This window comes from Streptomyces carpinensis, assembly GCF_002154505.1.
Lineage (GTDB): Bacteria > Actinomycetota > Actinomycetes > Streptomycetales > Streptomycetaceae > Streptomyces > Streptomyces carpinensis.
This window is the reverse complement of the sequence record NZ_MUBM01000149.1, coordinates 1-18,573: the sequence shown is the minus strand read 5'-3', so window position 1 is coordinate 18,573 and position 18,573 is coordinate 1. Positions and strand designations below refer to the sequence as shown.

The 18,573-nt window shown below is 73.1% G+C and carries 17 protein-coding genes and 2 pseudogenes; 10 read left to right on the top strand and 9 right to left on the bottom strand.

Annotated features, from left to right (window positions below):
• The first annotated feature begins 68 nt into the window (after positions 1 to 68).
• The 3 genes from BZY54_RS20190 to BZY54_RS20180 all read left to right on the top strand — a co-directional run bounded on the left by BZY54_RS20190 (position 69) and on the right by BZY54_RS20180 (position 2,816).
• Positions 69 to 812 (top strand): PIG-L deacetylase family protein, encoded by a 744-nt coding sequence (locus BZY54_RS20190; RefSeq protein WP_086726585.1) that lies wholly within the window; start codon positions 69 to 71, stop codon positions 810 to 812.
• A gap of 68 nt (positions 813 to 880) precedes the next feature.
• A complete protein-coding gene (gene sigJ, locus BZY54_RS20185) occupies positions 881 to 1,777 on the top strand; it encodes an RNA polymerase sigma factor SigJ (protein ID WP_167414030.1) in 897 nt (298 codons plus the stop codon).
• Between the two features lie 157 nt (positions 1,778 to 1,934).
• Positions 1,935 to 2,816, top strand: a complete 882-nt coding sequence (locus tag BZY54_RS20180; RefSeq protein WP_086726583.1) for a pentapeptide repeat-containing protein — start codon at positions 1,935 to 1,937, stop codon at positions 2,814 to 2,816.
• On the opposite strand, the gene BZY54_RS20175 is transcribed toward BZY54_RS20180, so the two are convergent.
• Positions 2,778 to 4,346 carry a cytochrome P450 gene (locus BZY54_RS20175; protein WP_086726582.1) on the bottom strand — a complete coding sequence of 523 codons (1,569 nt, stop codon included), beginning with the start codon at positions 4,344 to 4,346 and terminating at the stop codon, positions 2,778 to 2,780. The genes BZY54_RS20180 and BZY54_RS20175 overlap by 39 nt on opposite strands.
• Before the next feature lie 168 nt (positions 4,347 to 4,514).
• Here BZY54_RS20175 and BZY54_RS20170 point away from each other — a divergent pair, with 168 nt between their 5' ends.
• Positions 4,515 to 5,135, top strand: a complete 621-nt coding sequence (locus BZY54_RS20170) for a TetR/AcrR family transcriptional regulator (protein WP_086726581.1) — start codon at positions 4,515 to 4,517, stop codon at positions 5,133 to 5,135.
• On the opposite strand, the pseudogene BZY54_RS53320 reads toward BZY54_RS20170, so the two are convergent.
• A pseudogene (locus tag BZY54_RS53320) lies at positions 5,131 to 6,001 on the bottom strand (IS200/IS605 family accessory protein TnpB-related protein); the annotation flags it as partial. The gene BZY54_RS20170 and the pseudogene BZY54_RS53320 sit on opposite strands and share 5 nt — an antisense overlap.
• 208 nt (positions 6,002 to 6,209) lie before the next feature.
• Between BZY54_RS53320 and BZY54_RS20160 the strand changes: the two are divergent.
• A complete protein-coding gene (locus BZY54_RS20160; RefSeq protein ID WP_086726580.1) occupies positions 6,210 to 6,935 on the top strand; it encodes a DUF2470 domain-containing protein in 726 nt (241 codons plus the stop codon).
• Here the strand turns inward: BZY54_RS20160 and BZY54_RS20155 are convergent.
• From BZY54_RS20155 to BZY54_RS20140, 4 genes are all read right to left on the bottom strand, one after another.
• Positions 6,903 to 8,135 carry a lactonase family protein gene (locus tag BZY54_RS20155; RefSeq protein WP_107419759.1) on the bottom strand — a complete coding sequence of 411 codons (1,233 nt, stop codon included), beginning with the start codon at positions 8,133 to 8,135 and terminating at the stop codon, positions 6,903 to 6,905. The genes BZY54_RS20160 and BZY54_RS20155 overlap by 33 nt on opposite strands.
• A 139-nt stretch (positions 8,136 to 8,274) precedes the next feature.
• Positions 8,275 to 9,288 carry a hypothetical protein gene (locus tag BZY54_RS20150; protein WP_086726578.1) on the bottom strand — a complete coding sequence of 338 codons (1,014 nt, stop codon included), beginning with the start codon at positions 9,286 to 9,288 and terminating at the stop codon, positions 8,275 to 8,277.
• Between the two features lie 25 nt (positions 9,289 to 9,313).
• On the bottom strand, positions 9,314 to 10,567 hold the full coding sequence (locus tag BZY54_RS20145) for an FUSC family protein (RefSeq protein WP_086726577.1): 1,254 nt from the start codon (positions 10,565 to 10,567) through the stop codon (positions 9,314 to 9,316).
• 149 nt (positions 10,568 to 10,716) lie between these two features.
• On the bottom strand, positions 10,717 to 11,211 hold the full coding sequence (locus tag BZY54_RS20140; protein WP_086726576.1) for an FBP domain-containing protein: 495 nt from the start codon (positions 11,209 to 11,211) through the stop codon (positions 10,717 to 10,719).
• Between the two features lie 88 nt (positions 11,212 to 11,299).
• Here BZY54_RS20140 and BZY54_RS20135 point away from each other — a divergent pair, with 88 nt between their 5' ends.
• The 3 genes from BZY54_RS20135 to BZY54_RS20125 all read left to right on the top strand — a co-directional run bounded on the left by BZY54_RS20135 (position 11,300) and on the right by BZY54_RS20125 (position 14,867).
• Positions 11,300 to 12,190: a DUF3626 domain-containing protein gene (locus tag BZY54_RS20135; protein ID WP_086726575.1), complete on the top strand. Its 891-nt coding sequence runs from the start codon at positions 11,300 to 11,302 to the stop codon at positions 12,188 to 12,190.
• 110 nt (positions 12,191 to 12,300) lie between these two features.
• The gene (locus tag BZY54_RS20130; RefSeq protein WP_086726574.1) at positions 12,301 to 13,587 is read left to right on the top strand and encodes an ROK family transcriptional regulator; all 1,287 of its coding nucleotides are present in this window, start codon (positions 12,301 to 12,303) and stop codon (positions 13,585 to 13,587) included.
• Positions 13,588 to 13,655: 68 nt separating this feature from the next.
• Positions 13,656 to 14,867, top strand: coding sequence for a cysteine desulfurase-like protein (locus tag BZY54_RS20125; RefSeq protein ID WP_086726573.1), 1,212 nt, complete (start codon positions 13,656 to 13,658; stop codon positions 14,865 to 14,867).
• Between the two features lie 9 nt (positions 14,868 to 14,876).
• Here BZY54_RS20125 and BZY54_RS20120 read toward each other — a convergent pair whose 3' ends face one another.
• From BZY54_RS20120 to BZY54_RS20110, 3 genes are all read right to left on the bottom strand, one after another.
• Positions 14,877 to 15,686, bottom strand: a complete 810-nt coding sequence (locus BZY54_RS20120) for an SAM-dependent methyltransferase (protein WP_086726572.1) — start codon at positions 15,684 to 15,686, stop codon at positions 14,877 to 14,879.
• A gap of 292 nt (positions 15,687 to 15,978) precedes the next feature.
• The gene (locus tag BZY54_RS20115; protein ID WP_086726571.1) at positions 15,979 to 16,233 is read right to left on the bottom strand and encodes a DUF397 domain-containing protein; all 255 of its coding nucleotides are present in this window, start codon (positions 16,231 to 16,233) and stop codon (positions 15,979 to 15,981) included.
• Positions 16,234 to 16,236: 3 nt separating this feature from the next.
• Positions 16,237 to 17,103, bottom strand: coding sequence for a helix-turn-helix domain-containing protein (locus BZY54_RS20110; RefSeq protein ID WP_244217243.1), 867 nt, complete (start codon positions 17,101 to 17,103; stop codon positions 16,237 to 16,239).
• A gap of 262 nt (positions 17,104 to 17,365) precedes the next feature.
• Here BZY54_RS20110 and BZY54_RS20105 point away from each other — a divergent pair, with 262 nt between their 5' ends.
• Both BZY54_RS20105 and BZY54_RS20100 read left to right on the top strand, forming a co-directional pair.
• The gene (locus BZY54_RS20105; protein WP_086726595.1) at positions 17,366 to 17,935 is read left to right on the top strand and encodes an ATP-binding protein; all 570 of its coding nucleotides are present in this window, start codon (positions 17,366 to 17,368) and stop codon (positions 17,933 to 17,935) included.
• A pseudogene (locus BZY54_RS20100) lies at positions 17,932 to 18,573 on the top strand (hypothetical protein); the annotation flags it as partial. The gene BZY54_RS20105 and the pseudogene BZY54_RS20100, both read left to right, overlap by 4 nt.

Here is an 18,573-nt window from a genome sequence, read left to right as displayed (position 1 = left end):
AGAGGGGCCCTGATGCCGTGTGACGGCCGCCGGAGGGCGCTGTCAGGGGCCGGGGCTAGTCTGCCCGCATGACCGAGCCGAAGTTCAGTCAGCTGACGCCCATGCCGGACGACTGGCGCCGCGCCCTCGCCGTCGTCGCGCACCCGGACGACCTCGAGTACGGCTGCTCGGCGGCGGTCGCCCACTGGACCGACGGGGGCCGCGAGGTCGCCTACGTCCTCGCCACCCGCGGCGAGGCCGGCATCGACACCCTGGAGCCGGACAGGTGCGGCGCGCTGCGGGAGCGGGAGCAGCGGGCGAGCGCGGCCGTCGTGGGCGTGACGACGGTGGAGTTCCTCGACCACCGGGACGGCGTGATCGAGTACGGCACCGCGCTGCGCCGTGACATCGCCGCCGCCATACGCCGCCACCGTCCGGAACTGGTCATCACGCTCAACCACCGCGACACCTGGGGAGGCGCCGTCTGGAACACCCCGGACCACGTGGCCGTGGGCCGCGCCACCCTGGACGCGGCGGGGGACGCCGGCAACCGCTGGATCTTCCCGGAACTCGCCGAGCGGGGCCTCGAGCCCTGGAACGGCGTGCGCTGGGTCGCCGTCGCCGGTTCGGCCACACCCACCCATGCCGTGGAGGCCGGGCCGGGCCTGGACCGTGCGGTCCGCTCGCTGCTCGAACACCGCAGCTACATCGAGGCGTTGACCGACGAGGACCCGGAGGAGTACGCGCGCGGCTTCCTGACCGCGAGCGCCGAGGCGGCGGGCGGGCGCTTCGGCGGGAAACCGGCCGTGGCCTTCGAATTGTTCGGCCGATGAACGGGCCCGGGGCCTAGGATGATCGACACTGGCCGCGGCAGGGGACGCGGGGGGAGGGGATGACCGGCATGGGGGACGAGGAAGCCCTGGCACGGCGGTTCGAGGAGCATCGCGGACAGTTGCGGGCGGTGGCCTACCGCATGCTCGGCTCGCTGGCGGAGGCCGAGGACGCCGTGCAGGAGACCTGGCTCAGACTGACCCGCACGGACGCGGACGCCATCGACAACCTGGCCGCCTGGCTCACCACCGTGATCGGCCGGATCTGCCTCGATCTGCTGCGCTCACGGAGTCTGCACCGTGAGGAACCCATGGACGAGACCTTCGTCCCCGACCCCCTGCTGCGGCCCCTGACGCGCACCGACCCGGAACAGGAGGCGCTCGAGGCCGACTCGGTGGGGCTCGCCATGCTCGTCGTGCTGGAGACGCTGGAGCCGGACGAGCGGCTGGCGTTCGTGCTGCACGACCTGTTCGCCGTGCCGTTCGACGACATCGCCCCGATCGTGGAGCGCACCTCGGCCGCGACCCGGCAGCTCGCCAGCCGTGCCCGGCGCCGGGTGCAGGGCGCCACCCCGTCCACCGAGGCCGACCTCGGACGGCAGAAGCAGGTGCTCGACGCCTTCCTCGCCGCCTCGCGCCAGGGCGACTTCGAGGCGCTGGTCGCCGTGCTCCACCCGGACGTGGTCCTGCGGGTCGACGCCGGCGCCCTGGTCCGGGGCCGAGCCGCCTCCAAGGTGGTCCACGGGGCGAGGACGGTGGCCGCGCAGGCGCTCACCTTCTCCCAGTACGCCCCATCGGCACGGCTCGTCCTGGTCAACGGCACGGTCGGCGTGGCCAACGCCCCCGAGGGGCGGCCGCTGTCGGTCACCGCCGTCACCATCGCCGACGGCCGGGTCACCCACATGTACATCCTGGCCGACCCCGACCGGCTGGAGCGCCTGGACCTGGCCGCCGCCATGGCGGACTGAGGGCCGCGAACCGGTCCGGACGCCCGATCGCCGGGCGACTCGCGCTGCCACCCACCCGGGCGCGGGCCATTCGGTCGACCGGTCGGTCCGCCTTCTGACAGGCCCGTGGTGACCTCGCCGTCCGGGGCCCCTCCCGCGGATCAGTAGGCTGGACGTCATGCCAGATCAGACAGCCGACCTGCCCGACGGGCTCCACCGGTCCGACCTGCGCGGCGACTGCGCGCGCTGCTTCGGGCTGTGCTGCGTCGCACTGCCTTTCGCCGCCTCATCGGACTTCGCGCTCGACAAGCCGGCCGGGAAGCCCTGCCCGAACCTCCAGGGCGACCACCGTTGCGGCATCCACGCGCAGCTCAGGCAGAAGGGCTTCACCGGCTGCACCGTCTACGACTGCTTCGGCGCCGGCCAGAAGGTCTCCCAGGTCACCTTCGACGGCCAGGACTGGCGCGCCGGGTCCCGCGAGGACGCCCGGCGGATGTTCGAGGTGTTCCCGGTGGTCCGTCAACTGCACGAACTGCTCTGGTATCTGACGGAGGCGCTCACGCTGCCCGCCGCCCGGTCCGTCCACGCCGACCTGCGCCGTGCCCTGGAGAGGACGGAGGAGCTCACCCTGCTGCCGCCCGGGGAACTCACCGCGCTGGACGTCGGCGCCCACCGGCAGGAGGTCAATGTGCTCCTGCTGCGCACCAGCGAGCTGGCCCGGGCCGAAGTGCCGGGCCGGAACGCGGGGAAGAACCGCGGAAGGAACGCCGGGAAGAGGGACCGGCGGGGCGCCGACCTGATCGGCGCCCGGCTGCGCGGCGCCGACCTCAGCGGGGTCAGCCTGCGCGGCGCCTACCTGATCGCCGCCGATCTCACCGGCGCCGATCTGCGCGGCGCGGATCTGATCGGCGCCGACCTGCGGGACGCCGACCTCACGGACGCCGATCTGACCGGCGCGTTCTTCCTGACCCAGCCGCAGCTCCACGCGGCCCGGGGCAGTGCGGGCACCCGGCTGCCGAAGTCAGTCACCCGCCCGGTGCACTGGACAGCGCGGGGCTGAGCCCTCCCCGTCGTCCGGGACCGGGACCCGTGCCGCACCGGCCGGGTTCGGATCCGGCACCGCCGCGGGGGCCGTCCGCCGCTCCAGGCGCAGCCGCAGGCCCTCCGGCATGAGGGTCAGCCGCTCGGTCACCTTCAGCCGGTAGCCCGGATCGGCGTGGAGGTCGTAGCGGCGCAGCAGCAGACCGAGCACCAGCGTCGCCTCGTGCAGGGCGAACTGGCGGCCGATGCACGCCCGCGCCCCGGTGCCGAACGGCTTGAACACATGCGGCGGCCGGGCCCGTACGGCCCGCGCGTCGAACCGGTCCGGGTCGAACCGGTCCGCGTCCGCGCCCCACACCTCGGGGTCGCGGTGCAGCATCGGCGTCAGCACCAGCGTCCAGGCACCCCGGCGCATCGGATGCTCCCCGGCCAGCACCGTGTCCCGGAGGGCCTCGCGGGCGAAGGCGGGCGCGGTGGGCCACAGCCGCAGCGACTCGTCGAGCACCCGACGCAGGTACCGCAGCTTCGCGACCTGCTCGTAGCCGGGCGCCGCCGTGTTCCCCCACACCCGGTCCACCTCGGCCCGGGCGCGGGCCGCGACCTCCGGGTGCCGGGTGAGGTAGTGCAGCGCGAAGGAGAGCGCGCCCGAGGTGGTCTCGTGGCCCGCGACCAGGAAGGTGATCACCTGGCGGCGCACGTTCTCGGGGGAGAGCCGCTTCCCGGTGTCCGGGTGGGCCGTCTCGAGCATCCGGTCGAGCAGGTCCCCGGTCCCGCCCCCGTCCCCGCCCGCCGTGCGCCGGGCGCGAACGAGGTCGTCGACGGTGCGGTTGAGGTGGGCGATGTCGGCGGCGTTGCGGCGGCTCGCGCCCCGGAGCAGGTAGGGGGCCAGCGGGGCCGGGACGGAGTTGAGCCGCTGCGCGTAGGAGAGGGTGCCGACCATCGCGGTGACGAACGGGTGCGGGCGGGAGCGCTCGAAGGAGCCGAAGTCGTGCCCGAAACCGGTGCGCGCGATGGTCTCCAGGGTCAGCTTCGTCATGTCGCCCGGCACGTCCACGGTGCGGCCGGCGGCGAGCGCGCGGTCCCAGTGGTCGGTGAGCCGGGCTGCCACGTCCAGCATCATCAGGTGGTAGCCGGCCATCGCCTCACGGCTGAAGCCGGGGGCCAGCACGTCGTGCGCGAGCTGCCAGTTGGGCTCGTGGTTGTACGCCGTGAACAGGCCGTCGCCGGCGACCGGCCGCAGGTTCGCCACGCCGAGGCCCACGTGCTTGGCGAAGCGTGCCTCGTCCGCCAGGTCGGCGACCAGCCGGGAGCCCCAGACGAAAACGAACTCCTTGCCGAACGCCCTGCGCCGGAAGATCGGGCCGAGCGCGCGGGCGTAGCGCATCGAATCCTGCACGGGCGTGCGCCGGTCGGCGCCGAGCACATCTCCGAGGAGGGGGAGCCGGTGCGGCGGGTGCGGAATGCGGTGCAGCTCGGGCCAGCCGAGCTCCGCGCCGCGGAATCCTTTCGGCACTCCGGCAGGTCCGGTTCCGGTCGTCGTCTGCGCCATGCCGCTTGTCTCCCCGATCTCCCTTGATCCAGTGGACCGTCGAGCGTGAGCGCCGCTCGTCGCACCGGCGCGTGCCGCACGCGGGTTCCGCCCACGTGTTGTACGTGGGTTCAATAGCGGTCCTCAGTCTGGTCCTGTTGCTGAACCGGCGTCAAGTAGAGTGCGGGCATGGCCGGGAACCAGGGGGAACAGCGCACGCGCCGCCGGCTCAGCACGGAGGAACGCCGCGAGCAACTGCTGTCGGTCGGGGCGCGGCTGTTCTCGGAGAGCCCCTACGACGACGTGTGGATCGAGCAGGTCGCCGAGATCGCGGGCGTCTCGCGGGGGCTGCTCTACCACTACTTCCCGACGAAACGGGACTTCTTCGCGGCGGTCGTCGAGCGCGAGAGCGAGCGGATGCTGCGGATGACCGCGGCGGTGCCCGGGACGCCGGTGCGCGAGCAGCTCACCGCGGCGCTGGACGCCTACCTGGAGTACGTCCGGGCCCACGCCCACGGCTACCGCGCCTTCCACCGCGCGGACGCGGCGGGTGACCAGGCCGTGCGCCGCGTCTACCAGCGGGCCCTGGCCGCGCAGGAGCGGCAGATCCTGGCGGCACTCGAAGCCGACCCGGAGTTCGGCCCGCTCGCCGCCGGGCGCCCCGACGTCCGACTCGCCGTCCGTGGCTGGCTGGCCTTCACCACCGCCGTGTGCCTGGAGTGGCTGCGCGGTTCCGATCTGGCCCGCGAACAGGTGCGGGACCTGTGCGCCCGGGCGCTGCTGGGCGTGCTGACCGTTTCCAGGAACTGAGCGGGGGTGAGTCCTGGGGGGACTCGTGCTCAGCCGGGTACTCCGAACGGTGTTGAGTGTCCTGGTTGCCCGCGTTCGCTCCGTGTCCGGTCCCGGCGGCTCGTGTCCGTGGTCCGGGGATAAGGGGGCGGGTTTCCTCGCGTTCCCGGGTGCCGTGTCCGGCCTGGGCGGTCCGATGCTCCTGTCCATCGCTCTGGTGGGCAGGGGGCGGTGCCGTCCGTCGCCGGATACGGTGCCCGAGGGCGCGTCGTGCGATCGCCACGGCTGCCGAGTCGTGGCGGGTGGTCTTACGCGTTTTGCTGGTGAGGGGTTTCTGCCAGTGCTGGGCGCCCCACCGGGAGGTGTAGGCGGGGTGGACGGCGACGAGGGGGAGGCCCAGTTCCGCGGCCATGCTGACGAGCCGGGCGCGCAGTCTGCTCACGGGCATGTGGGAGATCAGTTTGCGGAACTGTTTGCGGCGGCCGTGCTTCTCCCGGGTCTTGCTGTCGGTGAAGTCGAGATCCTCTATGGCGATCGACAGGTTGTGGCGGGCTGCCCAGTGCAGTAGCCGGGTCAGGGCGTGCCGTATCTGGGCATCCCGGTAGGAGGCGGGTCCGTCGAGGTCGTAGTCGAACCGGCGTGGCCGGCCGCAGGGGTTGCCGTGCTCGTCCAGGCCAGGCGGCGAGGTGGTCGGCGTTGGTGTCCACACCGATCAGTCCACCGGCGCGGGCCTGTTCCAGGGGAACCGTCGTGACCGGCGGGATCGTCCACGACGCGGTCAGGTACCAGCGGTCGCGCAGTACGTCGTGGTGGATGCGGTAGGCGACGGCCCGGTTGGTGGTGATGCGGTCGCGCCACTGCTCGCCTCGGTGCGCGCAAGCGGTACGGCAACGAGACCATCCGCGTCACCCCGGGCGGCGAGGTCTCGATCAAACTCCCCGCCTCGCTGGCGTATCTGGCCAACGCCCCGAACCGCGACGTCGCTGCAGCATAGTTCCTCGGCGAGGCAAGCGAAGACCAGTGCCACACCCCTGGTCGGCGTCCGTCCCGATCTTCTGTAAGTTAGGCAAGGCTTACCTAATGAGGAGGTTCGGGATGGGTGACAGCCAAACGTGGGCGGCGGTGCCCGGCGCGGCACAGCGGGCGCGGTCGGTGCTGGCCGCCGCGTGGTCCTGCGCGGTGACCGCCGAGGGCGGCCGGGAGGAGTTCGTCGGGGCACACACCGTGGACGAGAGCGGCCGGGTGCACCTGCGTCCGCCCGAGGACAGCACGCTGAGCGCGAGCGTGATCTGCGCGCCCCGTGGCGAGCTGCCCGCCGTACTTGAGTTCGCCGACGTCGCGCCCGTCCCCGTCCGCCGGCGGATCCGCGCCCGGCTGTGGCTCACCGGACGGTTCGCCGGCGAGGGCGAGCACCTGGTGTTCCGTCCTTTGCGCGTGGTGCTGCGGGAGCCGTCCGGCGCCGTCGTGGTCGACGCCGAGGAGTTCGCCGCCGCCGCGCCCGACCCGCTGGTCCTGGCGGAGGCGCGTCTGCTCACCCATCTCGCCGACGCCCACCCCGACGCCGTGGAACGGCTCAGCCGGCTCGTCGGGCCCGACAGTCTGCACGGCGCGGTGTGCGTGCGGCCGCTCGCCGTGGACCGGCACGGACTGACCCTGCGCATCGAGCGCGTCCGCACCTACGGCGACCTACGCCTGCCCTTCCACGCACCCGCCGACGACGTCGCCCAGCTCACCGAACGGGTGCACGTCCTGCTCGCCCAGGCGAGCGCCGCCTCCTGCCCGCGCGCCCTACAGCGGCAGCGCGCAGACGGCGACCGGTGAGGCGAACGGCTCACCCGCGAGCCGTAGCGCGCCGTTCACCCGGTCCACGTGGAAGACGCTAACCGTGCTCGACTTCTGGTTCGCCGCGAACAGCAGCCCGCCGTCCGGGGAGAAGGCGATCTGGCGCGGGAAGTCACCCGCCACCGGCACGGTGTCCAGAAGCCTGAGCCGGGACCCGCCCGCCTCGACGGCGTAGCGCGCCAGGCTGTTGTGGCCCCGGTTGGCGAGGTAGGCGAACCGGCCGTCGGCGGTGACCAGGATCTGTGCCGGATAGTTCGTGCCCGGGCCGGAGCCCGTGGACTGCGGCTCGCCGACGGTCAGCCGCCCGGTGCGCGGATCGTAGGCGCAGACCGCGACGGTGTCGTCGACCTCGTTGGCCAGGTAGGCGTACCGGCCGCCGGGGTGGAAGGTGAGGTGACGCGGTCCCGCGCCGGGCCGGGTGTGCGCCTGGGAGACCTCGGTGAGCCGGCCGGTGCGGGTGTCCAGGCGGTAGGTGTAGACGGTGTCGGTGCCCAGGTCGACGGCGAGGACGTGGCCGCCGTCCGGGGCGGTGACGAACTGGTGGGCGTGGGGCCCCTGCTGTCCCGGGCCGGGCGGCGGGCTGGAGTGGGTCACCAGGTCCGTGCGCTCGCCGAGCGCCCCCGAGCCGTCGATCGGGTGCACGGCCACGCTGCCGGACTGGTAGTTGGCGCTCAGCAGCCAGCGCCCACCGGGGTGCACGGACAGGTGGCAGGGGCCCGCACCGCCGGTGCCCCGGGTGTTGAGCACCTTGCGGTCGGCGAGCCGTACGGCGGTCACGCCCCCGTCCTGACGCTCGTCGACGGCGTACAGGGTGCGGCCGTTCGGATGCGCCGCGAGGTAGGAGGGGTCGGCGACCCCGGTGAGGGTGCCCCGGCCGGTGACGGCGCCCGTGACCGGGTCGTACACCGCCAGGCCGATGCCCGCGCCGCCGCCCTCGACGGACGTGTAGGTGCCCAGGTACAGCGGACGCGGCCCGGACGGCCTGTCGGCCGGCTCCCGGGTGCGCGCCGACGCCTCGGGCGCGGCCGTGACGCTCGGCGCGGGACCGGACCCGGGCCCGGACTCCGGCCCCGGTCGGGCCGGAGCCGGAACGGCCGCCACCGCGGCGACCCCGGCCACGGCCCCGACGAACCGGCGCCGGCTCCAGCCTCCGCGCGCCGCTCGCGCACCACCGTCCATGCCAGCACCCCAGGTCTCGACTGCCTCGCCCGTCGCTGCCCACCTTGGCCTGGAGCGCCGCCGATGTGCAAGACCGGCAACCGCTGTTGCGCAGGATGCAATGCATGTCGGCTGGGGCCGGTGCCGGCGGGGGCCGGCGCTACCAGGACCCGTCGTCCACCGGCTTGCCCGGCGCGTCCTTGAGCGGGGTGACCTGGTGCGGCGACGGGTCATGCCAGGGTTCGTGGTCGTCGCCGAGCCAGTCCCCGACCGGCCGCACCGCCGACAGGCCGTCGGCGAGGGCGAGGTCCTCGGCATCCTGGTCGTAGTAGTCGAACCAGGGCAGGCCCGCGCGAGTGTACGCGGCGCGGTCCACCGGCGAGGGCGGGGGAGTCTCGCCGGTGATGCGGCGCCACTCCGGGGGCGTCACCAGGTGCACGAACACGCGTCCGGCGGGCTCTTCGGCCCAGTCGCTCGGGGGCCGCTCGTCCCGGTACACCTCCTGGCGCATCGAGCCGCCGACGCCGAGCCCCATCGCGGCGCCGGCCCTGCGGGGCGCACCCACCGGCGCAGGCGCCGGGACGGCACCCGGGGCGGGCGGCGCCATCGCCCGCCGCACCAGCGCCTGCCGTGCCTGCTGCTCCTGCCACCTGGCCAGCGCCGCCTCGCTCAGCGGGAACGACTGCAACTGCACACCGCCCCACACCTCCTCGCCCGTGACCTGGCCCTCGACGCTCGCCCCGAGACCCAGCGGCACGGCGACGAACTGGCGGACCGTGCCCTTGCCGGAGTTGATCCCGTCCAGCCAGGGCTGGCGCGGCAGCACCACGTAGTTCTGCGGATCGCGCGACAGCCGGTCGCTCCACGGCCTGCCCGAGACGGCGCACACCTTGCCCACCCCGACCTGCAGGGCGGCCGGCCGGGTCGTACCGGAGAAACTCAGCCACATCGCCTCGCGCAGATACACCGGCAGCATCACCCCGCCCCGCGCCAGCCACTGCTCGGGCACGGTGTCCGGGTGGTCGGCCACCCGCCGCAGGGGGAACTCCCCGAGCCCCGGCGGCAGCGGATGGGTGCCCGTCTCCGGCAGGCGCAGCGTGCGGACGAACCGCACCGCCACACCGCCCGGCAGCCACAGTGTGTTCCCGTCGATCCGTACCTTCGAGTCGGCCACGCCGTCGTCCCCCTCCCTCGTCCTGTCACAGAGAACGCCGTACGGCCTCCTCGCGGTTCCGGCGCAGCTTGACCGGTGCGCCGAGCCGGTCCCCGAGCCGGGTCAGCCGCGACTTGCGTTCGCGCTGCGCTCGCGTGTGCAGGTCCAGCTCCTCCAGGAGCCGCTTCGAACGGTGCTCGATGTCCATCTCGTCGAGGATGCGGTTCACCTCGGTCAGCACCGCGCCGTGCAGCTGCCACTGACTCGCGTCCCGCTGCACCTCCTCCAGCAGCAGCTGCGCCAGTTTGTCGCGGGTGGCCGCGGCCTGCCGCAGCTCGGCGGCGAGCCGGGACTCGGCGGACTCGGCGCTCACGCTCACGTCCGTCGTCACCAGCACCGCGTAGCTGACCACGGCGTCGGAGATCTCGCACAGCAACTGCTGCACCAGCGGCCCGGTCTGCGGTGAGAACAGAGGTTCGGGTTCCCGTTCCTTGGTCAGGTCGGTGAAGGTGCGCGCCAGGACCCGCAGGACGACCGTGCAGATCTCCAGCGTGTCCAGCCCGGTGCGCAGCACCACCCGGTGCAGCAGGCCCTCGCGCACCCGCGGGTTCAGCCGCAGACTGTCCTCGGCCTGCCGCAGGGCGGCGTCCACGTCGGCGATGTCGTGATCCAAACGGCGCGCCTCGTGCAGCCGGGCGGCGGCACGCTCCACCGGTGTGCCGCCGGCCACCTCGTCGCCCATGTGCAGCATCAGCTGCCGCATCCGGCGCGCCAGCCCGTCGATCGACTCGCCCGCGTGTTCGGTCCACACCGGGGGAGCGAGCAGCAGATTGCAGCCCATGCCGACCACCGCGCCGATCAGCGTCTCCACGATCCGCGCCCAGGCCGTGCTGCCGACGGTGGTGACCCCGAGGACCAGCATCGCGCTGATCGCCACCTCGGCCACGAACTCGTCCACCCGCACCAGGTGCCCGACGCCGAGCCCGGCCAGGATCACCAGTGCCAGGCTCCACCAGGTCAGCCCCACCAGCAGGGAGAAGGCGATGGCGACGACCACGCCGGCCACCACCGAGTTCACCCGGCGGATGCTGGTGGTCAGCGTGGCGAAGAGGGTGACCTGGACGACGAGCAGGGCCGTCAGGGGAGCGGTCAGCGGTACCGGTTCCGGGCTCAGCCGCTTGGCGATCACATACGCGATCGTCGCCGCGACCGTCGACCGCAACGCCTGGACGACGACAGGGTCGCGGTGCCGCCGCAGGAACCGCACAAGGGGCGACGTCCACTCACGTACAACTTGCATCCCTTGCGCTGTTCCCCGTCGACCGACGTATCGAACGTTCCGCGCCGGTCGGTCGCACGGCTGGTCCCGGACGCCGGGCCGAGGGCCCGTCCCGGCCCGCTCGCTCGTGGAGCCGGCCTTGCCCGGGTCAGGCGTACGGCTTGTCGATGTCAGGCGTACAGCTTGTCGATGAAGGCGGCGAGATTGCCGGTGGTCCGGGCGATCTGCTCCTCCAGCGTCAGGCTCTCCTCGAAGCGGGCCCCGGAGTCGGGGACCTTCCTGCCGCGCACGTACAGGGAGCAGGCCAGGTCGGTGCACATGTACACACCGACCGAGTTGCCCTCGCGGCCCGCCGCGCCCGCCTTGCGGGCGGTCATCAGGGACACCCCGCCGCCGCGATGGGTGGTCAGGCACAGCGAGCACATGCTGCGATGCAGGAAGCCGCGCTGGGAGGCCGGAAAGCGCAGGGCGATGCCCACCAGGCCGCCGGCCCGCTCGGTGACCAGGTAGCTGCGGTCGGGCGCGCCCGGCTCCCGCCAGCCCAGGAAGTCGAGGTCGTCCCAGGGACGGTCGTCGAGATCGCGCGGCACGGCCAGGCGTTTGGCCTCGCCCCTGGAGCAGTTGACAAATGAGTTGCGGATGTCCTGCTCGGTGAGTGATCTCATAGGGGGCTCCGGGAGTCGTGTCGCGGCACTCGTGCCTAAGGGTGTTAGTTTCGCACCTAGGGTAGGCAGGTTAGGGGAGGGGTAGCCAATGGATTTCGAGGACGTGCGCCCTGAGCGGGCGCGGGCCGCGCTGCGGCATGTCACCGGGCTGTCGAGGGGGCCGTCGGTCGAGCCTGACCTGCGCATCACCCTGAACTTCCACCCGGACCGGCTCTGCGGGGGCCTGCCCGTCCTCCAGGCGCTGGCCCGGGACGGCGCGTACCACTCGCAGTTCGTCACCGGCACGAGCAACGGCGGCCTCACCGCGCATCCCGGCGGTGACCGCTGGCGCTGGGAGAGCCGCATCTTCGGCGGCGCGTACGACGACGCGCCCGCGACCGAGCGGCCCGTCTACGGCGCCCTCGACTTCCGCCGTCAGGTGGTCGGCGCGGCCCCGCGGTTCGGCTCCTCGCACTTCCGGCTCACGGCCGCGGCGCTCACCCGTGCCACCTTCTGCTACCCGGACAGCGCCGCCGAACCCGCCGACTTCGGCACAGCCGCCGCGATGCCGCTGGTCGCGCTGGCCGAGGCCGACGACCGGGACGCCCTCGACGACTACATCGAGGCCCAGGTCCACGGCGGCGTCGACCTCGCCAGGGACGTCGAGGCACTGGTCCTGGACCCGGGCTACCGGGGCACGTCCGTCGAGGCCGACGCCCGGAACCTGCCGTGCCCCGTCGAGTGGCACCCCGGTTACCGGATCACCGTGGCCGAGCTGCGCCGGCACGCCGACTACCGCGGCCAGGAGTACGTCGACCTGGGCGCCCGGATCGCCGAGGACGGCCGGCTCGACCCGCGGATCATCGGCGACGCGGTCCGAACCGGCCGGTACGAGCCACAGCACCTGAAGATGGTCTGGCACACTCTCGCCCGGCACGGGGCGCCCGAAGGGGCGGGGACGGCGCGCGTCCCGCGGACGAACGCGGGTCAGGCGTCCTGACTGCTCACACGTCTTAATTTATTACGTGGACTAAGGGGTCGAAGAAGTCGCGTCATCAGGGTCTGCGGCGGTATGTTGCAGGTCGGGCCGGGTACGGACAAGGGAGCCACATGGCGGGGCGGAACGGGCGCACGGTGCGCGATCTCAGGCGGGGCAACCGTACGGCCGTGTTGCAACGGCTGTACTTCGACGGCCCCCTCAGCCGCTTCGAACTCGGCCCGGCGACCGGTCTGAGCTCCGGCTCCATCAGCAATGTCGTCGCCGACCTGATCGCCGACGGCCTGGTCGAGGAGGCCGGCAGCGTCGACTCCGACGGCGGCCGCCCGCGCACCCTGCTGCGCGTGGCACCGGACAGCGGTCACATGATCGGCGTGGACGTCGGCGAGACCCGGGTGCGCATCGAGCTGTTCGACCTCACCCTCACCGAGCTGGCGCGTGCCGAGCGGCCGCTCGCCGCACAGCGCTACGACGTCGAGGTGATCACCGGGCACATCCGGGACGGGATCGCCGAGGTCCTGGCCGCCGCCGCGCCGCCTCCCGAGCGGCTCCTCGGCGTCGGCATCGGGGTGCCCGGCATCGTCGAGCGCACCACGGACCGGGGCGCCGTCGTGCACGGGCAGACCATCGGCTGGGACGCGGTCCCCCTGGAGGCCCTGCTCCGCAGCGGCTCGCAGCTGCCGGACACCGTCCCGTACTTCATCGACAACGGCGCCAAGACCCTGGGCCAGGCCGAGATGTGGTTCGGCGGCGGGCGCGGCGCGGGCAACGCGGTCGTGGTGCTCTTCGGCTCCGGCGTCGGCGCCTGCCTGGTCACGCCCGAGGTCGAACGCGGCCGGGCGGTCGAGTGGGGGCATCTGACGGTCCGGGTACGGGGGCGCCGGTGCCGGTGCGGGGCCCTCGGGTGCCTGGAGGCGTACGCCGGGGCCGAGTCACTGCTGGCCCGCTGGCGCGAGGAGGGGGGACAGCCGCCGCGCGACACCGACGAGGAGACCGCGCTGACCGCCATGCTGGCCGCCGCCTACCCGGCCGAGGGCACCGCCGCCGACCCCGTGGCGCTCGCCGTGCTCGAGGAGACCGCCGAGTACCTGGGAGCCGGGCTGTCGGACCTGATCAACCTCTTCCAGCCCGAGCGCATCCTCATCGGCGGCTGGGCGGGTCTCCAGCTGGGCGCGCGCTTCCTGCCCGCCGTACGCCGCCACGCCACGGCGTACGCCCTGCGCCACCCGGCCGAGAAGGTGACCGTCGAGCTGGGGCGTCTCGGTCCGGACGCCGTCACCGTCGGGGCCGCCATCCTGCCGCTCGCCGACTTCTTCGCCCGCGGCGGCCGCCGCGCCGAGCCCGCCACCGAGGTGCGGCTCCCCGCCTGGAAGTCGGCGCTGGAGGAGCGGAGGCCGTAGCGCCCCGCAGGTGCGTACAGGGATCATGGGTGGCGCCGTCCGTCCCGGGCCGTTCGAAGGAGACTTCCGTGAGTCATGACATAGCCGGTGTCCGTGCCCAGTTCCCCGCGCTGAAGGCCGGATGGGCCCACTTCGACGGGCCCGGAGGCAGTCAGACGCCGCAGCCCGTCATCGACGCGATCGCCGAGGCGCTGTCCTGCCCGCTGTCCAACCGGGGGTCCGAGACGGCGGGCGAGCGGAACGCCGAGGCCCGCGTCGGCTCCGCCCGGCAGGCCATGGCCGACCTGCTGGCCGCCCAGCCGTCCGGCATCGTCTTCGGACGCAGCGCGACCCAGCTCACCTACGATTTCTCCCGCACGCTCGCCAGGAGCTGGTCGCCGGGCGACGAGGTCGTCGTCACACGACTCGACCACGACGCCAACATCCGGCCCTGGATCCAGGCCGCCGAGGCCGTGGGGGCCGTCGTCCGCTGGGCCGACTTCGACCCGGCCACAGGTGAGCTGACGGCGGACGACGTACGTGCTCAGCTGTCCGACCGCACCCGGCTGGTCGCGGTCACCGCCGCCTCCAACTTGATCGGCACCCGCCCGGACATCCCAGCGATCGCCGCCCTGGCCCACGACCGGGGCGCCCTGCTTCATGTCGACGGCGTGCACCACACCGCACACGCCCCGGTGGACCTCGCGGCTCTCGGCGCGGACTTCTTCGTCTGCTCCCCGTACAAGTTCCTCGGCCCCCACCTCGGCGTCCTGGCCGGCCGCCCCGAACTGCTGGAGACCCTGCACCCGGACAAACTGCTGCCCTCGACCGAGGTGGTTCCCGAGCGTTTCGAGCTGGGCACCCTGCCCTACGAACTGCTGGCAGGCACCGCGGCCGCCGTCGACTTCCTCGCCGCGATGGACCCCGCCGGCCGCGGCAGCCGGCGCGAACGGCTGCTCACCTCTCTCGCCTCCCTCGAAGAACACGAGGACGCTCTGCGCCGCCGCATCGAGGACGGCCTGGCCCGCTTCCCGGAGATCACCGTGCACTCGCGGGCGGCCCGCCGCACACCCACCCTGCTGCTGAGCATCGAGGGCCGCAGCGCCGTCGACGCCTACCGCCATCTGGCCGGGCGGGCGGTCGCGGCGCCGGCCGGTTCCTTCTACGCCCTGGAGGCCTCCCGCCGCCTCGGGCTGGGCGACAGCGGGGGTCTGCGCGTCGGCCTGGCCCCCTACACCGACGACGAGGACGTGGACCGGCTCCTCGAAGGGCTGGCGGACTTCCTGCGCCCGGCGCGGTAGGCGGCCGGATCAGGGCTTGCGGGCCACGCCGCCGTGGATGTCCGTGGGCTCGGGGTCCGCGCCGGGCTCGGGGCGCCACAGCGGGCAGGAGACGATACCCGGTTCGAGCAGTTCCAGCCCCTCGTAGTAGGCGGCGAGCTGCTCCGGGCTGCGCAGCACGTACGGGATGGCGCCGGTGTCGTCGTAGCCCTGCTGGGCCTCCTTGAGCGCCTGGTCGGTGTCGGTGCTGTCGTAGTGGACGAAGTAGCTGCCGGAGGGCAGGGCGGCCTGGAGGCGGCGGACGATCGACTTCGCCTCCTCGTAGTCCTGGATGTGACCGAGGATGCCCATGAGCATCAGGGCGACCGGCCGGTCGAAGTCCAGGGTCTTCCCGGCGCGCTCGATGATCCTCTCCGGGTCGTGCAGGTCCGCGTCGATGTACTCGGTGACACCCTCCCGGGTGCTGGTGAGCAGGGCCTGGGCGTGACGGAGCACCAGCGGGTCGTTGTCGACGTAGACGATGCGCGACTCGGGGGCGATGCGCTGGGCGACCTGGTGGGTGTTGTCGTAGGTCGGCAGTCCGGTGCCGATGTCGAGGAACTGGCGGATGCCGAGCTCACCGGCCACGAACGTCACGGCGCGGATCAGGTACCGGCGGGAGGCACGGGCCATCGTCTCGATGGTGGGGGCGTGCTCGCGGTAGGCGTCGCCCGCGATCCGGTCCACCTCGTAGTTGTCCTTGCCGCCCATCCAGTAGTTCCAGATGCGGGCCGAGTGCGGCACCGTCGTGTCGATCTTGGACAACGCGTCCTGGTCGGGGGTGAGTCGGCCGTCTGCCATGGGGGGTCTCCTGCGGTGCGTCACACGCGGTCTGCGTCCGTCCAAACTACCGTCAACAGCCTTACCGGCGGCTCCAGTTCGCGATTCATCCAGTCGCTGTGAGCTGGGAGCCCTGTGCTGGGCGCGGTGAGGAGGACCGCCCGCACGGTCGTCGGACGCCGGGCGAGCGGGACCACCCGCACGGCGGGAGGTGTCGTGCGGGTGATCCCGCGTGGTCGGGCCGGCCGGCGGCCCGGGCCCGGTTCGGCCGAGGCCCGGCCGCTGTCCGGCCCTGGTCCGGTCGCGGCCCCGGTCAGTCGACCAGGAAGTCCGCCAGGCCCGCCTTGGCGCCCTCCAGGAAGGTGATCATCTCGTCCCGGGTGTAGATCAGCGCGGGGCCTTCGGGGTCCGTGGACTGGCGCACGGCCACCCTGCCGTCGGGCAGGCGCTTGGCCTCGACGCAGGAGCCGCCGTTGGTGCCACTCCAGGGCTTGTGCCAGCCCTCGGTACCCAGGTCGCCGGCGGGCATGCCGTTGCGGACGGGACCACCCGATGCCTTGGATGCCATGGATCACAACTCCTTACGCAGTTCGGCCAGGATGTCCCTGGTGCGGGCGACCGGTTCCGCCTGGACGGACATCCGGTCCAGTACTTCGAGGTAGGCGACGACGTCCTCCGGCCGGTCGTAGTAGACGGAGCCGGCGAGGTTCTCGGTGTAGACGATGTCGGGCAGTTCGGAGAATCCGAAGCGGAAGTGGTGGAAGGGGCCGTAGGCGCCCGGGTGGGCCCCCACGGCGAAACGCATGATCTGGATCCGGACCCTCGGCAGGTCCAGGACCTCGACGAGCCGGTCCAGTTGGGCCCGCATCACCTCGGGCCCGCCGACGGGACGGCGCAGCACCGTCTCGTCCAGGACGGCCCAGACGGCCGGGGCGTCCGGCTTTTTGAGCAGGTCCTGGCGCCTGATGCGAAGATCCACGCGGCGGGCGAGCCCCTCCTCCGACTCGTTGGGGAAACCGACGCGCAGGAGCGCCGCGGCGTACTCGGACGTCTGCAACAGGCCGGGCACGTAGTGGGGTTCGTAGAGGCGGATGACGCTGGCCTCGCTCTCCAGGCTCACGTACGCCTTGAACCACTCGGGCAGGACGTCGCGGTACTTGTACCACCACCCGGGCTTGTTGGCCTCCCTGGCCATCGTGACGAAGTCGTCGATCTCCGCCGCCGCGACCCCGTAGGTGCGCAGCAGCTCCCGGACGTACGGGATGCGCAGCCCCACCTCGGCCTTCTCGATGCGGCGGACCGTCAAAGGGGTCACCTCGATGGCCCGTGCCGCGTCCTCGAAGGACACTCCGGCCTGCTCCCGCAGCTGGCGCAGGCGCTTGCCGAGAACCATCCGCAGGACCGTGGGTGCGCCGCCGCCAGAGCGGTTCTCGCTCACTCCTGACCTCCTGGAACGGCTGTCACAGCGTGCAGTGTGCCATGCCGCCGGCGACAGATACAGGGTGATGTGAAGGTGTCTGAAATTATCAGAACGCAGGTTGCGAGCCGAGTGTGTGCCAGATCATAGTGATCCAGGGAGCAGTCGCACGGGCCGCCGTCAAGGACGGCCAACTACGCGCGGCACCACCGGAACTGATGTCCCGACAGATCCGGTGTGCCTGCCCGCCCCCCACCGCACGGGACTGCGAGGCGAGACCTGGATGACCACCGTGACCGACGGACAGTCGAACGCCGAGGACGGACCGGTCGGCCGCACCCCGACTGCTGTGGTCCGGCCTCCCGGGGCCACAGACGTCGCCGGTGCCACCGGGCCGGCCGGGCTCACCGCGGGCGACCCCGTTCCACAATTCCGGTCCGCTCCGCCCGGTTGTCTGCGCACCACGGTGCCCGCCGACCCTTCCAGGGCGTCGGCGGTGCGCCGCCTCGTGACGGAGCACCTGGCCGGCCTGCGGGTACCGGACGACCAGTGCGACAGCGCGGTCCTGGCGGCGGACGAGCTGTTCGCCAACGCGGTCAAACACGCGAGCACCGACCCGGCCGACACGGTCACGCTCACCATCGAGTGGAGTGCCGAGGCCCTGCGTGTCACGGTGGCCGACCGCTCGCCGGTGCTGCCTCGCGGCCGCACGGCGGACACGGACGCCGAGTCGGGGCGCGGGCTGTCCATCGTGGCCGCGCTCGTCGACGACTGGGGCATGGCACCGCCCGAGCCCGGCCGCCCGGGCAAGCGGATGTGGTTCACCCTGCGGCGGAGAGGTGCCGCGCCATGACGTACGGCGACTCGCTGTCCGAGAACCCGGCCGCGGACCGTCCACCCGCCGGTGTCCCGGTCCCGGCACATCCGGGGTCCGGTGACCGGGCGTTGGCGGGCTCGGCGCACGGAGATCCGGCACGCGTCGCCGCGGCGCCGCAGGAGGGTGCGAGCGCGGACGGAGGCGCGGTCGCCGAGCCGAAGCCCGCCACCGACACGACGCAGCGGGCCCGCGCGGTGGACACGGTCTCGACGTGGGCACGGACAGTGCTCCCCTGCCCGGCACCGCCCGGACCGCTCGCCTCGGCCACCGCGATGGGCGTGAGCGCCGCGGCCACCACCGGCTCGGCGCACGGAGATCCGGCACGCGTCGCCGCGGCGCCGCAGGAGGGTGCGAGCGCGGACGGAGGCGCGGTCGCCGAGCCGAAGCCCGCCACCGACACGACGCAGCGGGCCCGCGCGGTGGACACGGTCTCGACGTGGGCACGGACAGTGCTCCCCTGCCCGGCACCGCCCGGACCGCCCGCCTCGGCCACCGCGATGGGCGCGAGCGCCGCGGCCACCGTCGTGGGGACACCTGTCACGGCCGTCGCGGCGGAGGCAGCGCAGCGGGCGGCGGGTGCACGGGCCGGGCATCCGCCGCCGTCGCCGGCGGCG

Bases quoted from the DNA above. Each gene is read 5' to 3' on its own strand.
- BZY54_RS20190 (WP_086726585.1), top strand. From the start codon at position 69: ATGACCGAGCCGAAGTTCAGTCAGCTGACGCCCATGCCGGACGACTGG.
- sigJ (WP_167414030.1), top strand. From the start codon at position 881: ATGGGGGACGAGGAAGCCCTGGCACGGCGGTTCGAGGAGCATCGCGGA.
- BZY54_RS20180 (WP_086726583.1), top strand. From the start codon at position 1,935: ATGCCAGATCAGACAGCCGACCTGCCCGACGGGCTCCACCGGTCCGAC.
- BZY54_RS20175 (WP_086726582.1), bottom strand. From the start codon at position 4,346: ATGGCGCAGACGACGACCGGAACCGGACCTGCCGGAGTGCCGAAAGGA.
- BZY54_RS20170 (WP_086726581.1), top strand. From the start codon at position 4,515: ATGGCCGGGAACCAGGGGGAACAGCGCACGCGCCGCCGGCTCAGCACG.
- BZY54_RS20160 (WP_086726580.1), top strand. From the start codon at position 6,210: ATGGGTGACAGCCAAACGTGGGCGGCGGTGCCCGGCGCGGCACAGCGG.
- BZY54_RS20155 (WP_107419759.1), bottom strand. From the start codon at position 8,135: ATGGACGGTGGTGCGCGAGCGGCGCGCGGAGGCTGGAGCCGGCGCCGG.
- BZY54_RS20145 (WP_086726577.1), bottom strand. From the start codon at position 10,567: ATGCAAGTTGTACGTGAGTGGACGTCGCCCCTTGTGCGGTTCCTGCGG.
- BZY54_RS20140 (WP_086726576.1), bottom strand. From the start codon at position 11,211: ATGAGATCACTCACCGAGCAGGACATCCGCAACTCATTTGTCAACTGC.
- BZY54_RS20135 (WP_086726575.1), top strand. From the start codon at position 11,300: ATGGATTTCGAGGACGTGCGCCCTGAGCGGGCGCGGGCCGCGCTGCGG.
- BZY54_RS20130 (WP_086726574.1), top strand. From the start codon at position 12,301: ATGGCGGGGCGGAACGGGCGCACGGTGCGCGATCTCAGGCGGGGCAAC.
- BZY54_RS20120 (WP_086726572.1), bottom strand. From the start codon at position 15,686: ATGGCAGACGGCCGACTCACCCCCGACCAGGACGCGTTGTCCAAGATC.
- BZY54_RS20115 (WP_086726571.1), bottom strand. From the start codon at position 16,233: ATGGCATCCAAGGCATCGGGTGGTCCCGTCCGCAACGGCATGCCCGCC.
- BZY54_RS20105 (WP_086726595.1), top strand. From the start codon at position 17,366: ATGACCACCGTGACCGACGGACAGTCGAACGCCGAGGACGGACCGGTC.